Origin of the sequence: Alloyangia mangrovi (genome assembly GCF_002300555.2) — a bacterium.
GTDB lineage: Bacteria > Pseudomonadota > Alphaproteobacteria > Rhodobacterales > Rhodobacteraceae > Salipiger > Salipiger mangrovi.
This window is the reverse complement of the sequence record NZ_NTHN02000005.1, coordinates 70,699-85,465: the sequence shown is the minus strand read 5'-3', so window position 1 is coordinate 85,465 and position 14,767 is coordinate 70,699. Positions and strand designations below refer to the sequence as shown.

The window sequence follows — 14,767 nt, the reverse complement described above, 5'->3', positions numbered from 1 at the left end:
GGATCCTCCATGGCACAGGACAAGGCCGTTTTTGCAAAGCAAAAAGACCAGATGGCATCGGGCAAGGGCTTCATCGCCGCGCTCGACCAGTCCGGCGGCTCGACTCCCAAGGCGCTGCTGCAGTACGGCGTCGAGGAGAGCGAATACAACGGCGAAGCCGAAATGTACGGCGAGATCCACAAGATGCGCACCCGCATCATCACCGCGCCCGACTTCACCAATGACAAGGTGCTTGGCGCGATCCTCTTCGAGCGCACCATGCGCGGCGAGATCGAAGGCCTGCCGACCGCCCAGTACCTGTGGGAAAAGCGCGGCGTGGTGCCCTTCCTGAAGATCGACAAGGGTCTTGAGGACGAAGCGAACGGCGTGCAGCTGATGAAGCCGATGCCGGGCCTGGCGGAGTTCCTCGACGAGGCCGCGCAGGAATTCGGCATCTTCGGCACCAAGGAGCGTTCGGTGATCCACGAGGCGAATGCCGAAGGGATCGAGGCCGTGGTGGCGCAGCAGTTCGAGATCGGCCGCATGGTCATCGCTGCCGGCATGGTGCCGATCCTCGAGCCCGAGGTGAACATCCACTCCGCGACCAAGGAAGAGGCCGAGGCGATCCTCGAGGCCTCGCTGGCCAAGCACCTCGACACGCTGGCCGAGGGCGAGGATGTGATGATCAAGCTGACCATCCCCTCGGTTCCGGGCCTCTACGACGGTCTCGCCGATCACCCGCGCGTGGTGCGTGTCGTGGCGCTCTCGGGCGGATACTCGACCGACGACGCCTGCGAGCGACTGTCGAAGAACACCAAGATGATCGCCTCCTTCAGCCGCGCGCTGGCAGAGGGCCTGTCGAAGAAGCAGTCGGACGATGAGTTCAACGCGCTTCTGGGCAGCAACATCGAGAAGATCTACCAGGCGTCGCTCTGAACGCAGCCTGATCCGGATCGGCCCTCGCGGGGCCAATGCGCCCGGCCTCCATCGAGGGGCCGGGCGCTTTCGTTTCGTGATATCCTGTGAGGCGCGCCGCGCCGCGCGCAGGGAACGCCGGTCGGCGCCGGACGTTGGGTCCCCGAACGAAACAGGAGGAAGCATCATGGCGATTCTCACCAATGGCACATGGGTTCTGGTCGCGGACGGCGAAAAAGCGCTGTTCCTGCGCAACGACGTGGATGCGCAGGATCCCGACCTGAACGTTGTTCGCATCGAGACGCAGGAGAACCCCTCGGATCGCGAGCAATCGGCCAATCGGCCGGGCAGAATGGCCGATGGCGGGCCGGGCCAGAAGTCGGCGCTCGACGACACGGACTGGCATGAGCTGGCCAAGGAACGCTTCGCGGACGAGCTGGCGGACATCCTCTACAAGCTGGCCCACAAGGGCCGCTTCGAGCGCATCGTCCTGGTCGCACCGCCCGCTACTCTGGGCGAGCTGCGGGCCAAGCTGCACAAGGAAGTGGCCGACAAGGTGGTGGCCGAAGTGGACAAGACACTGACCAATCACCCGCTCGACAAGATCGAGAAACTGCTGCGCGCCGAGTTCGCGCCAGCCTGATCCGCCCCCTCGACCGAATACGAAACGCCGCTCTTACCGAGCGGCGTTTCATTTTCTTATCAGTTAATTGACGGCCATTCTTAACGCGGAACCTCAGGCCAGTTCGCGCGAGAGAATCTCCATCACCCCCTCGGGGCTGCTTGCGCTGTGCACGAAGTCCAGCAACGAGGCCTCGGCGAATCCCTGCGCCACGACGTGATCGAGCAGCGTCTTCAGCGGCCCCCAGAACCCCTCGGTGTCGAGCAGCACGATCGGCTTGTCATGCAGACCAAGCTGGCGCCAAGTCAGCGCCTCGAAGAACTCGTCGAGGCTGCCTGCGCCGCCGGGCATCAGCACCACCGCGTCGGCGTTCATCAGCATGACCTTCTTGCGCTCGTGCATGGTCTCGGTGATCACGAAACGGGTGAGGTCGGTCTTGCCTACCTCGCGAGACAGAAGGTGCGTCGGGATCACGCCGAAAGTCTCGCCGCCGACCTCCTGTGCTGCGCGGGCGACCTCTCCCATCAGCCCGACGTCGCCGGCGCCATAGACAAGTCGCCATCCTTGTTGTGCAATGGAAGTGCCGAGCAATTTGGCATCGGCAGCGTAGCTGGATGCAGCACCGTGGCGCGAGCCGCAATAAATGCAGACAGATCTGGCGGTCATGTGGATAATCCAAAAAAATGCTGTTTTGACGGGTGATAACGGGATTGTTATAGGTTCTCAACCGCGCTCATGTGGATGGGTGGAGCGCCGTGTGTGGGATATCGAAGATGAACGAGAAACTCTGGGTCTGGATCGGCGTGGGTGCGGCGGCAGTGGTCGGCGCGCTCTACGTGAGCGGGGTGATCGGGCTGAAACCCACCGAGGTGAGCCTCCCGGCGGCGACACCGGTGACCGAACAACCCGCCGCGGCCAAGCTCGGAGATAGCGCTCCGGCCGCAGACGCACCAGCCACCGTGCCCGCGCCGACCGCGGAGGCTTCTGCATCCGTTTCCGAGGGAGAAGCCGAGACCGCCGCGCCGGCCGAGACCGCAGAGGCGGAGGGCGCAGAGCCCAATACCCCCGAGGAAGAACTCGCGATGGTCGCGCCCGCTGAAGGCGAGGCAACCGCAGAGGACACCCCGAACACCGACACACCCTCCGCCAGCGCAGATGCCGTAGCCAGTCCCGCCGTGCCGACCTTCGATCTCGTGCGCGCCGAGCCCGGCGGTCTCGTGACCGTGGCGGGCCGCGCCGAGCCGGGCAGCGAGGTCGTCCTGCTGCTCGACGGCAAGGAAGAGCTCTCCAGCCCGGTCGGCGGCGATGGGCGTTTCGCCGCCTTCTTCGACCTTCCCGCCGCGACCGAGCCGCAGGTGCTGCGCCTGTTGATGCGTTGGAACGGCAAGGAAATCGAGTCCGAGCAGGAGGTGATCCTCACCCCGCCCGCGCCGCCGCTGGTGGCAGAGGAGGGTGCGCAGACGGGCGAGGGCCGCGAGCTTGCCGCCGCCGGGAGCGGCGCCAGCCAGGAGCAGGCCGCGCCCACCGTGCTTCTGCAGGACGCCGGCGGCGTCGAGGTGATGCAGAGCGCGCAGGCCATGGCGCCGGGCGGCGTGGCCATCGACGCGATCACCTATGACGCCGAGGGCGGTGTCGCGCTCTCTGGCCGTGGAAGTGGCGAGGCTTTCCTGCGCGTCTATCTTGACAATAGCGAGGTCACCACGCTGCAGGTTGCCGCGAACGGTCGCTGGCAGGTCGCGCTGCCGCAGATCGCGGCGGGCACCTACACGCTGCGCGTCGACCAGATCGGCGGTGATGGCAAGGTCTCGGCCCGCGCCGAGAGCCCTTTCCGCCGCGAGCCGCCCGAGAAGCTCGCCGCCGCAGCCGCCGAGCTGCCGGGCGCCGAGGAGATCACTGCGGTGACGGTGCAGCCGGGCAACACGCTTTGGGCCATCGCCCGCGAGCGCTACGGCGACGGCATGGCCTACGTGCGGCTCTTCGAGGCCAACAAGACGCAGATCCGCGATCCCGACCTGATCTACCCGGGCCAGATCTTCGCCTTTCCCGAGTGATCCCGGCCTCTGACCCCGGCACCGGGGCGCCGGGGATCGGGCGTCCTGACAGGGTTTTCCGGCGCTGCCATCGAAATCACACCCGAAGCGCACAGGCCCCTGTGCGCTTCGGTCCTCTGGCTTTCGGGCGGTGGCCGCGATAAGGGCATGCTCCGCCAAGCCAAGAGAGCCGAGCCATGCCTCCCGAGACCGATCAGACCGCCATCGAAGACGCAGAGCGCCGCTCAGCCCTGCGCACCATGCGCCGTGTCGCCCCCTACCTCTGGCCCGAGGGTGAGGCGTGGGTGAAGCGCCGCGTGGTGATCTCGCTTCTGATGCTGGTCGCCGCCAAGTTGATCGCGGTCGGCACGCCGATGCTCTACAAGCAGGCGGTGGACAGGCTGGGTGGCGAGACCCCGACGCTGCTTCTGGGCGCGGTCGGGCTGACGCTGGCCTATGGCATGGCGCGCATTCTCAACGCCGCTTTCCAGCAGGCGCGGGACGGCATCTTCGCCAAGGTGGGCCAACGGGCGCTGCGCAAGCTGGCGCTCGAGACCTTCACCCACATCCACAAGCTTTCGCTGCGCTATCACATCACCCGCAAGACCGGCGGGCTGAGCCGGATCATCGAGCGCGGGGTGAAGGGCGTCGACTTCCTGCTGCGCTTCATGCTGTTCTCGGTCGGCCCGCTGGTGCTCGAGCTGCTGCTCGTGGGCATCGTGCTCTTCTGGCTCTTCGACGTCTGGTATCTGGCGGTCGTCGCCGTGACCATCGCGCTTTACGTCTGGTTCACCTTCGCGGTGACCGAATGGCGCGTGCGCCTGCGCCGCAAGATGAACGCGCAGGACACCGACGCCAACCAGAAGGCCATCGACAGCCTGCTCAACTTCGAGACAGTGAAATACTTCAACGCCGAGGGCCGCGAAGCGGCGCGCTATGACCATGCCATGGAGGGCTACGAGGACGCCGCGGTGAAGACCGCGACCTCGCTCGCCATGCTGAACTTCGGCCAGGCGCTGATCATCAACCTGGGGCTGGTGGCGGTCATGGTGATGGCGGCGATCGGCGTGCAGAACGGCAGCCTGACCGTGGGCGATTTCGTCATGGTCAACGCCTACATGATCCAGATCACCATGCCGCTGAACTTCCTCGGCACGGTCTACCGCGAGATCCGCCAGAGCCTCGTCGACATGGGGCAGATGTTCGACCTGCTCGACCAGCCCGCCGAGGTCTCGGACAAGCCCGGCGCGCCGGCGCTGTCCGTTCGTGGCGGCGCGGTGGAGTTCGACAAGGTGCGTTTCGGCTACGACCGCGAGCGGGAGATCCTCAAGGGCATCTCGCTCAGCGTCGGCGCGGGCGAGAGCGTGGCGCTGGTCGGACCCTCGGGCTCGGGCAAGTCCACCATCGGGCGGCTGATGTTCCGCTTCTACGACGTCTCGGGCGGGGCGATCCGCATCGACGGGCAGGACCTGCGCGACGTGACGCAGGACAGCCTGCATGGCGCCATCGGCGTCGTGCCGCAGGACACCGTGCTGTTCAACGACACGATCCGCTACAACATCGCCTACGGCAAGGACAACGCCACCGAGGCAGAGGTCATCGCCGCGGCGAAATCGGCGCAAATCCACGAGTTCATCAGCTCGCTCCCCGAGGGCTACGAGACCATGGTGGGCGAGCGTGGGCTGAAGCTCTCGGGCGGCGAGAAGCAGCGCGTCGGCATTGCCCGCACGCTGCTCAAGGATCCGCCGATCCTGCTGCTCGACGAGGCGACCTCGGCGCTCGACACCGAGACCGAGGCCTCGATCCAGAGCGCGCTGCGCCGCGCGGGCGAGGGGCGCACCGTGCTGACCATCGCGCACCGCCTGTCGACCATCGCCGACGCCGACCGGATCGTGGTGCTGGAGAAGGGCGAGGTCGTCGAGGAGGGCACCCACGAGGCTCTGCTCGCCCGCGCCGGGCGCTACGCCCAGCTCTGGGCGCTGCAGCAGGCCGAGGAGCGCGCCGCCTGAGGGCAGCGGGACCTCGCCGGAGAGATGAAAGAAGGGGCGCACGCGGCAAGCGTGCGCCCCTTTGCCGTTTCGGGCAGCGTCCATTCGACGCCACGGGCTTGGCGTCTGCTCCGGCCCGCGCCTATCATTTGCGCCGAGGGAAACGCGCCACGGGAAACGGCAAGGGGTGGGCAATCGGCTCAGTGAATGGCGAGCGGCGCATTTTGGTTAGATTTTTTTGACCACGCTTGTTGCCTATCGGAAACTTGTTTCCTAAACGTGACATGATCAAGATTCCGAAGGAGGAGTTCCCATGACTGCCAGCACGTCTGCCCGCATCGATCGCCACGGCCTGCAGATCGACCCGGTGCTCTGCACATTCGTCGAGGAAAAGGCCCTGCCGGGCTCCGGCGTGGAAGCGGATGCCTTCTGGGCGGCCCTGTCGCAGCTGGCGCATGAGTTCGGGCCGCGCAATGCGGCGCTGCTGGCCAAGCGCGACGCGCTGCAGGAGAAGCTTGACGCCTGGCACAAGGCCAACCCCGGCGTGCCCGACCTGCAGAGCTACACCGCCTTCCTCGAAGAGATCGGCTACCTGCTGCCCGAGGGGCCGGACTTCGAAATCGAGACCGAGAACACCGACCCCGAGTTTGCCTCGGTGCCCGGCCCGCAGCTGGTGGTGCCGATCACCAATGCCCGTTACGCACTGAACGCCGCCAACGCCCGCTGGGGCTCTCTCTATGACGCCTTCTACGGCACCGACGCCATGGGCTCGCTGCCACCGAAGGGCGGCTTCGACGCGGCGCGCGGCAAAGAGGTGGTGGCCAAGGCCAAGGCCTTCCTCGACGAGAACTTCCCGGTCGCGGGCGGCAGCCACGCCGAGGCGGCGGGCTACGCCGTCGAGGGCGGCGCTCTGCTGGTGGGTGGCAAGCCGCTTGCCAAGCCCGAGCAATTCGCCGGCTACCGTGGCGAGGCTGCCTCGCCGGAAGCGGTGCTGCTGGTCAACAACGCGCTGCACGTCGAGCTGGTCATCGACCGCACGCATTTTATCGGCAAGGACGACGCCTCGGGCCTCGCCGACGTGCTGATGGAGTCCGCGGTCTCGGCGATCATGGATTGCGAGGACTCGGTCGCCTGCGTCGACGGCGAGGACAAGGCGCTGGCCTACACCAACTGGCTGGGCCTGATGAAGGGCGATCTGGCGGACACCTTCGAGAAGGGCGGCAAGCAGGTCACTCGCACGCTCAACGCCGACCGGAGCTACACCGCGCCGGACGGCTCGGAACTGGTGCTGAAGGGCCGGGCGCTCATGCTGGTGCGCAACGTCGGCCACCTGATGACCAACCCGGCGATCCTGCTGAAGGACGGCTCGGAGATCTTCGAGGGGCTGATGGATGCGATGATCACCACGCTCATCGCCAAGCATGACCTCGCCAAGGACACCGGCCCGCGCAACTCGGTGAAGGGCTCGGTCTACGTGGTCAAGCCGAAGATGCACGGGCCGGAAGAAGTGGGTTTTGCCGACGAGATCTTCAGCTTCGTCGAGAAATCGCTCGGCCTGCCGCAATACACCGTGAAGCTTGGCATCATGGACGAGGAGCGCCGTACCTCGGCCAACCTCAAGGAGTGCATCCGCGCCGCCAAGAACCGCGTCGCCTTCATCAACACCGGCTTCCTCGACCGCACCGGCGACGAGATGCACACGGCGATGGAAGCGGGCCCGATGCTGCGCAAGGGTGATATCAAGGGCACCAAGTGGATCGCCGCCTACGAGGATCGCAACGTCGACATCGGCCTCGCCTGCGGGCTGCGCGGCAAGGCGCAGATCGGCAAGGGCATGTGGGCGATGCCCGACCTGATGGAAGCGATGCTCGAGGCGAAGATCGGCCACCCCAAGGCGGGCGCCAACTGCGCCTGGGTGCCGTCGCCCACCGCCGCCACGCTGCACGCGCTGCACTACCACATGGTCGACGTGCTGGCGCGCCAGGCGGAGATCGCCGCAGGCGGGCCGCGCGGCACGCTCGAGGATCTTCTGACCATCCCGGTCGCCGCCGGGGCCAACTGGTCCGACGAGGAAATCCGCGAGGAGATCGAGAACAACGCGCAGGGCATTCTCGGCTACGTGGTGCGCTGGGTCGACCAGGGCGTCGGCTGCTCGAAGGTGCCGGACATCCACGACGTCGGGCTGATGGAGGACCGCGCGACCTGCCGGATCTCCTCGCAGCATCTGGCCAACTGGCTGCATCATGGCGTGGTCTCTGCCGAGGAAGTGCGCGGCGTGATGGAGAAGATGGCCGCAGTGGTGGACCGCCAGAACGCCGGGGATGCCGCCTATACCCCGATGGCGCCGGGCTTCGACAGCGTGGCCTACAAGGCCGCCTGCGACCTGGTGTTCGAAGGCCGGGTGCAGCCCTCGGGCTACACCGAGCCGGTGCTGCACAAGCGGCGGCTGGAGCTGAAGGCGGGCTGAGCGCCGCCTGATCGGGGCCCGGCGCCAGTGAGATGCGCCGGAGCGAGGGGGCTGTCTGCCCCCTCGCGCTCCCCCGAGGATATTTGAACCTAGAAGAAAGGGCGGGCGCCGCGCGTCTGCCGAAGGTGAGGGAGAGAGACGATGGCTGGAATTTCGCTGAGCCGGGCGCGGACGATCATCCGCAAGGCGCTCGAGGCCGGGAAAGAGGCGGGCATGGCGCCGCTGTCGGTGGTGGTGCTGGACGAGGGCGGCCACGTACAGGCTTTCGAGCGGCAGGACGGCGCCGCGCCGGGCCGCTTCGAGATCGCCTTCGGCAAGGCCTATGGCGCGGTCATGCTGGGCATGCCGGGCTCGGCGCAGATGGCGCGGGCCGAGAGCCAGGCCTATTTCATCGCCGCCGCCAACGGCGCCTTCGGCGGCAAGCTGATCCCGGTGCCGGGCGGCGTGCTGGTCAAGGATGCCAAGGGCCGCACGCTGGGCGCCGTGGGGGTCACGGGTGACAGCTCGGACAATGATGCCGCTGCCGCAAAAGCGGGCATCGAGGCGGTGGGGCTGACCGCGCTCATCTGAGCCACCTTTCTAAGTGCCTCTCCGTGCCTTATGTTTGACCTAAACAGGCCCAAACAGGCAAGGAGAGGCATGCAAATGACCCGTCCCGTCGTCGGCATCATCGGCAATCAGCACCTGATCAACGAGACCTATCCTGCCCATGCGGGTGGGGTGATGAACACCGAGGCCGTGTCCTGCGTCTCGGGCTGCCTGCCGATGCTGATCGCGGCGGACCCTCGGTTTGTCTCGGTCGAGGAGCTGATGGAGACCTGCGACGGCTTCCTGCTCACCGGCGGGCGGCCCAACGTGCACCCCGAGGAATACGGCGAGGAGCCGACCGAGGCGCATGGCGCCTTCGATCGCGCCCGCGACGCCATCGTGCTGCCGCTTGTGCGGGCCTGCGTCGAGCGCGGCCAGCCGTTCCTCGGTATCTGCCGGGGTTTCCAGGAGGTCAACGTGGCCATGGGCGGCACGCTTTATCCCGAGATCCGTGATCTGCCGGGGCGGATGAACCACCGGATGCCGCCCGATGGCACGCTCGAGGAAAAATTTGCCCTGCGCCACAAGGTGACGCTGACGTCGGGCGGGCGGTTCCATCGCCTCTTCGGGGCGACCGAGGTGATGACCAACACGCTGCACGGGCAGGGAATCAATCGCCCCGGCGCGCGCATCGTGATCGAGGGCCATGCCCCCGACGGCACGCCCGAGGCGCTCTACGTCAAGGGCGCTCCGGGCTTCACCATGGCGGTTCAGTGGCACCCCGAGTGGGATGCCGCCAACGATCCGGTCTCGCGGCCGCTGTTCACCGCCTTCGGCGACGCGGTGCGGGCCTGGGCGGGCGGGGCCGAGGGGCACCAGGCCCCCCCGGGTCGCCTCGGCCTGATCAGGTGACCCGCTTGCGCTGCTGGTACTTGGGCTGATCCCAGAGCGCGCCGCGCAGGATGCGGGCGAGGATCTCGACCGCCTCGCGCACCTCGTCCTCGCCGATGTAGAGCGGGGTGATGCCGAAGCGCATGATGTCCGGCGCGCGGAAATCGCCGATCACGCCCTGGTCGATCAGCGCCTGCATCGCCGCGTAGCCATGCTCGAAGCGGAAGCTGACCTGGCTGCCGCGCAGGTCGGTGTCGCGCGGGGTGGCCAGCTTCAGGCCCGGGCAGTGGGTCTCGACCTCTTCGATCATCAGCCCGGTCAGCGCCAGCGAGCGCTTGCGGACCTCCGCCATATCCAGCCTGTCCCAGACGTCGAGCGCCGCATCGAGCGCTGCCATCTGGATCACCGGCGGCGTGCCGACGCGCATCCGCTCGATGCCGGGGGCGGGGCGGTAGCTGCGCTCGAAGGCGAAGGGCGTGTCATGGCCCAGCCAGCCCGAGAGCGCGGGTTCGGCATGTTCGGCATGGCGCGGGGCCACGTAGATGAAGGCGGGCGCGCCGGGGCCGGCGTTGAGGTACTTGTAGGTGCAGCCGACGGCGAAGTCGGCCTTGCCGCCGGCCACGTCGACCGGCACCGCGCCCGCCGAATGCGCGAGATCCCAGATCGCCAGCGCACCCATCTCATGCGCTTTGGCGGTGAGCGCGGCGACGTCGTGGCGGCGGCCGGTGCGGTAGTCGACCTCGGTCACCAGCAGCACGGCGACCTCTTCGGTGATCTCCTCCTCGAGGCGGTGCGGCTCGGCGAGGCGCAGCTCGTAGTCCTCGCCCAGCAGTTCGATCAGCCCCTCGGCCATGTAGAGGTCGGAGGGGAAGTTGCCGGTGTCCGACAGGATCACCTTGCGGCCGGGGTTCAGCGCCACGGCGGCGGCCAGCGCCTGGAAGACCTTGATCGACAGCGTGTCGCCAACCACCGTGTGCCCGGTCTCGGCGCCGATCAGCCGGCCGATGCGGTCGCCGAGGCGGGTCGGCATTTCCATCCAGCTGCAGGCGTTCCAGCCGGTGATCAGGTGCTCGCCCCATTCCTCGGTGAGCATCTTCTGGATGCGGGCCGGTGTCGCCTTGGGCAGCGGGCCCAGCGAATTGCCGTCGAGGTAGATCATCCCGAGGGGAAGGTGGAACTGCTCCTTGGTCCAGTCGAAGATGGAGCCTGTAGGGGTGGTCAAGATGCGCCTCCTGCAATGCGGGGCCGGTCTCCGCCGCGGGCCGGGAGACCGGATGTCCGCGCGGTGCCTCCTTTGGCCCCTTGAGTGTCGGCGGGGAAAGTGGCCGGGATTTGCGGGGGAGGCAAGATCGGGCTGCGGCATATCGCCCGCGCGACGTGGCGGCAACGCCGCGCTAGACATCGAAAAGCCCTATCGGACCCGCGAGTTGGACAAGCCGAAGCACAGGAGGCGAGACAGGATGTTCAGGAAATTCGATCTGCCGCCGCTCTGGCTTCTGGCCTGCCTGTGCCTTGCCTGGATGCAGAAGAGCGCGCTGCCGCTGGGGCTGGGCTTCGGTCCGGTCTGGGCGGACCTTCTGGGCGGGCTTCTGGTGGGCGGCGGCGTGCTGATGGCGGTGCTGGCGCTGGTGGAAATGCGGCGCGCGCGCACCACCTTCATGCCGCACGAGGAGCCGGACAGCCTCGTCACCTCGGGTGTGTTCCGCCTGTCGCGCAATCCCATCTACCTGGGAGACGTGATGATTCTGGCCGGGTTCATCCTCTTCTGGGATGCGGTGCCGTCGCTTGTCTTGCTGCCGATCTACGTCTGGCTGCTCGAAAAGCGCTTCATCGAACCCGAGGAGGCGCGCTTGCGGCGAAAGTTTGTTGCGTCATTCCGCAAGTATGAGACACAAACTAGAAGGTGGCTTTGAATTTTCTTCGCCATGTGTTTAACCGGGTCGTTCCGGTTGTGAGCATGGCGCCTCGCAGGTAGACCATACGTCAACCGAACACCAAACAAGAGACCATGAAGGGTCGGATACTCGGCCTAAAAGGGGGACGAATTACGTGAAGATCGGAACGCCGACAGAGATTTTCGAGGGAGAGGCGCGCGTCGCCATGACCCCGGACTCGGCGCTGCAACTGCAGAAGCTGGGATATGATTGCCTGATCCAGTCAGGCGCCGGCGCGAAGGCAGGCTTTGCCGACGCGGCCTATGAGGCCGCAGGCGTGACCGTGGTGGCGGATGCTGCGGCCCTTTGGGCGCAGGCGGACATCATTGCGAAGGTGCGCCCGCCGAGCGAAGAGGAAGTGGCGCATCTGACGCCCGAGAAACTGCTGATCTCCTTCTTCTACCCCGCCTCGAACGAGGCGCTGATGAAGCAGGCCGCCGATCTCGGCGCCAGCGTGATCGCGATGGACATGGTGCCGCGGATCTCGCGCGCGCAGAAGATGGACGCGCTGTCGTCCATGGCCAATATCGCCGGCTACCGCGCGGTGATCGAGGCCGGCAACAACTTCGGCCGCTTCTTCACCGGCCAGGTGACCGCCGCAGGCAAGGTGCCGCCCGCCAAGGTGCTGATCGTCGGCGCCGGCGTGGCCGGTCTTGCGGCCATCGGCACCTCGACCTCGCTCGGCGCGATCACCTATGCCTTCGACGTGCGCCCGGAAGTGGCAGAGCAGGTCGAATCCATGGGTGCCCAGTTCGTCTACCTCGACTTCGAGGAGGAGCAGGCCGACGGTGCCTCGTCCGGCGGCTACGCCTCGGTTTCCAGTCCCGAGTTCCGCGAAGCCCAGCTCGCCAAGTTCCGTGAACTTGCCCCCGAGATGGACATCGTCATCACCACCGCCCTCATTCCGAACCGGGAAGCCCCCGAGCTCTGGACCGAGGACATGGTGAAGGCGATGAAGCCCGGCTCGGTGATCGTCGACCTCGCGGCAGAGCGCGGCGGCAACTGCAAGCTGACGGTGATGGACCAGAAGATCGTCACCGACAACGGCGTGACAATTATCGGCTACACCGACTTCCCCAGCCGCATGGCGACGCAGAGCTCGGCGCTCTACGCCACCAACATCCGGCACATGATGTCCGACCTGACCCCCGGCAAGACCGATGGCACGGTCGTGCACAACATGGACGACGACGTGATCCGCGGCGCGACCATCGCGCATGCCAAGGATGTCACCTTCCCGCCGCCGCCGCCGAAGACCAAGGCGATCGCGGCGCAGAAGCCGAAGGAAAAGACCCCCGAGCTGACGCCGGAGCAGAAGCGCGCGCAGGAAGTCGCCGCCTTCAAGGCGCAGACGAAACAGCAGGTGACCCTGCTGGGTGTCGGCGCGGTGCTGCTGCTTGCCGTGGGCCTTGTCGCCCCCGCCAGCTTCATGCAGCACTTCATCGTCTTCGTGCTCTCGGTCTTCGTCGGCTTCCAGGTGATCTGGAACGTCTCGCATTCGCTGCATACCCCGCTGATGGCCGTCACCAACGCCATCTCCTCGATCATCATCCTTGGCGCGCTGATGCAGATCGGCTCGGGCAACTGGCTGGTGATCATCCTTGCCGCGCTCTCGGTTTTCATGGCCGGGATCAACATCTTCGGCGGCTTCCTCGTGACACGGCGCATGCTCGCCATGTTCCAGAAATCGTAAGGAGAGGTGGGGACTATGGAATTCGGATTCACGACGGCGGCCTATGTGGTCGCGGCCGTTCTGTTCATCCTGTCGCTCGGCGGCCTCTCGGGGCAGGAAAGCGCCAAGCGCGCCGTGTGGTACGGCATCGTCGGCATGGGCCTCGCGGTCTTCGCCACGCTGATCGGCCCGGGCTCGGGGCTCTGGCTGCTGTCGGTCATCCTGATCGCGGCGGGGGGCATCATCGGCACCTATGTGGCCAAGAAGGTCGAGATGACCGAGATGCCGCAGCTGGTCGCCGCCATGCACTCGCTGGTGGGCCTCGCGGCGGTCTTCGTCGGCTTCAACGCGCATCTCACCATGCGCAGCGTCGAGAAGGCGCGCGCTGCCGGTGAGGCGGTGCATGGCACCTTCGCCGAGCTGGTCGCCCACAAGGCGCCGGTCGAGCTCAGCATCCTGCAGGTCGAGCTTTTCCTGGGCATCTTCATCGGCGCGGTGACCTTCACCGGCTCGGTGATCGCCTACGGCAAGCTGGCGGGCAAGGTGTCCTCGAAGGCCGAGAAACTGCCCGGCGGGCACATCCTGAACGCGGGCGCCGCGGCGCTCTCGGTGATCTGCCTGATCTGGTACATGAACACCGGCGGGCTCTTCCCGGTGCTGATCATGACGCTCTGCGCGCTCTTCATCGGCTACCACCTGATCATGGGCATCGGCGGCGCCGACATGCCGGTGGTGGTCTCGATGCTGAACAGCTACTCGGGCTGGGCCGCGGCGGCCATCGGCTTCTCGCTGTCGAACGACCTGCTGATCGTCGTCGGTGCGCTGGTGGGCTCCTCGGGTGCGATCCTGAGCTACATCATGTGCAAGGCGATGAACCGCAGCTTCGTGTCGGTGATCCTCGGCGGCTTCGGCGGCACCTCGGGTCCGGCCATGGAGGTCGAGGGCGAGCAGGTTGCGATCGATGTCGACGGCGTGGCCTCGGCGCTCGAGGAAGCCGACAGCGTCATCATCGTGCCGGGCTACGGCATGGCGGTGGCACAGGCGCAGCAGAACGTCGCGGAACTGACGCGCAAGCTGCGCGCCAAGGGCAAGGAGGTGCGTTTCGCCATCCACCCCGTGGCGGGCCGCCTGCCGGGCCACATGAACGTGCTGCTGGCCGAGGCGAAGGTGCCTTACGACATCGTTCTGGAAATGGACGAGATCAACGAGGACTTCCCCGAGACCGATGTGGTCATCGTCATCGGCTCGAACGACATCGTGAACCCCGCGGCGCAGGAAGACCCCAACTCGCCCATCGCCGGCATGCCGGTTCTGGAAGTGTGGAAGGCCAAGCAGGTCTTCGTCTCCAAGCGCGGCCAGGGCACCGGCTATTCGGGCATCGAGAACCCGCTGTTCTACAAGGACAACACGCGGATGTACTACGGTGACGCGAAACAGTCGATCGGCGAACTGCTGAACAAGATCAGCTGAGCCGCTTGATCGACCGACAGACACGGGGCCCCGCCAGAGATGGCGGGGCCTTTGTCTTTGCCGCCTCGCGCAGGTCCCAGCGCGCGGCAAATGGCGGGTTCCGAGTGCGTATTTGGAAAGAGAAGAAGGGGCAGAGAGAGCGCCCGGGGCTTCTTCTCTTTCCAAATACGCATGGCGGCGCGGTGCCGCAGCGCGGCATCGGGGCAGGGCGCGGCACCGGTCCCGGGCCGCTTCCGGAGGAAATCGGCGGTTTGTGCGCTTCGGGGCGCCA

At 66.6% G+C, this 14,767-nt stretch carries 12 protein-coding genes; 10 read left to right on the top strand and 2 right to left on the bottom strand.

Going from position 1 to position 14,767, the window contains the following annotated elements:
• Positions 1–9 precede the first annotated feature (9 nt).
• Together CLG85_RS04450 and CLG85_RS04445 are read left to right on the top strand one after the other, a co-directional pair.
• Positions 10–915: a fructose bisphosphate aldolase gene (locus CLG85_RS04450; RefSeq protein WP_095884023.1), complete on the top strand. Its 906-nt coding sequence runs from the start codon at positions 10–12 to the stop codon at positions 913–915.
• A gap of 166 nt (positions 916–1,081) precedes the next feature.
• Positions 1,082–1,537: a baeRF12 domain-containing protein gene (locus CLG85_RS04445; protein WP_095884024.1), complete on the top strand. Its 456-nt coding sequence runs from the start codon at positions 1,082–1,084 to the stop codon at positions 1,535–1,537.
• A gap of 93 nt (positions 1,538–1,630) precedes the next feature.
• On the opposite strand, the gene CLG85_RS04440 is transcribed toward CLG85_RS04445, so the two are convergent.
• Entirely contained in the window at positions 1,631–2,182 is a 552-nt protein-coding gene (locus CLG85_RS04440) for an LOG family protein (protein WP_095884025.1), read from the bottom strand.
• A 107-nt stretch (positions 2,183–2,289) separates the two neighbouring features.
• Here CLG85_RS04440 and CLG85_RS04435 point away from each other — a divergent pair, with 107 nt between their 5' ends.
• The 5 genes from CLG85_RS04435 to CLG85_RS04415 all read left to right on the top strand — a co-directional run bounded on the left by CLG85_RS04435 (position 2,290) and on the right by CLG85_RS04415 (position 9,441).
• Positions 2,290–3,567 carry a LysM peptidoglycan-binding domain-containing protein gene (locus CLG85_RS04435; protein WP_260348493.1) on the top strand — a complete coding sequence of 426 codons (1,278 nt, stop codon included), beginning with the start codon at positions 2,290–2,292 and terminating at the stop codon, positions 3,565–3,567.
• Positions 3,568–3,743: 176 nt separating this feature from the next.
• The gene (locus CLG85_RS04430) at positions 3,744–5,555 is read left to right on the top strand and encodes an ABCB family ABC transporter ATP-binding protein/permease (protein ID WP_095882145.1); all 1,812 of its coding nucleotides are present in this window, start codon (positions 3,744–3,746) and stop codon (positions 5,553–5,555) included.
• Positions 5,556–5,847: 292 nt separating this feature from the next.
• Complete coding sequence (locus CLG85_RS04425; RefSeq protein ID WP_095882146.1) at positions 5,848–8,001, top strand: malate synthase G; 2,154 nt, start codon at positions 5,848–5,850, stop codon at positions 7,999–8,001.
• 141 nt (positions 8,002–8,142) lie between these two features.
• Positions 8,143–8,571: a GlcG/HbpS family heme-binding protein gene (locus CLG85_RS04420; RefSeq protein WP_095882147.1), complete on the top strand. Its 429-nt coding sequence runs from the start codon at positions 8,143–8,145 to the stop codon at positions 8,569–8,571.
• Positions 8,572–8,646: 75 nt separating this feature from the next.
• Positions 8,647–9,441, top strand: coding sequence for a gamma-glutamyl-gamma-aminobutyrate hydrolase family protein (locus tag CLG85_RS04415; RefSeq protein WP_260348492.1), 795 nt, complete (start codon positions 8,647–8,649; stop codon positions 9,439–9,441).
• On the opposite strand, the gene kynU is transcribed toward CLG85_RS04415, so the two are convergent.
• Positions 9,434–10,642, bottom strand: coding sequence for a kynureninase (kynU, locus tag CLG85_RS04410; protein WP_260348491.1), 1,209 nt, complete (start codon positions 10,640–10,642; stop codon positions 9,434–9,436). The two genes, CLG85_RS04415 and kynU, sit on opposite strands and share 8 nt — an antisense overlap.
• Before the next feature lie 238 nt (positions 10,643–10,880).
• Between kynU and CLG85_RS04405 the strand changes: the two genes are divergently transcribed.
• From CLG85_RS04405 to CLG85_RS04395, 3 genes are all read left to right on the top strand, one after another.
• Entirely contained in the window at positions 10,881–11,333 is a 453-nt protein-coding gene (locus tag CLG85_RS04405; RefSeq protein ID WP_095882150.1) for a methyltransferase family protein, read from the top strand.
• A 136-nt stretch (positions 11,334–11,469) separates the two neighbouring features.
• Complete coding sequence (locus CLG85_RS04400; protein WP_095882151.1) at positions 11,470–13,047, top strand: Re/Si-specific NAD(P)(+) transhydrogenase subunit alpha; 1,578 nt, start codon at positions 11,470–11,472, stop codon at positions 13,045–13,047.
• A gap of 15 nt (positions 13,048–13,062) precedes the next feature.
• Positions 13,063–14,496 carry an NAD(P)(+) transhydrogenase (Re/Si-specific) subunit beta gene (locus CLG85_RS04395; protein ID WP_095882152.1) on the top strand — a complete coding sequence of 478 codons (1,434 nt, stop codon included), beginning with the start codon at positions 13,063–13,065 and terminating at the stop codon, positions 14,494–14,496.
• Positions 14,497–14,767 lie beyond the last annotated feature (271 nt).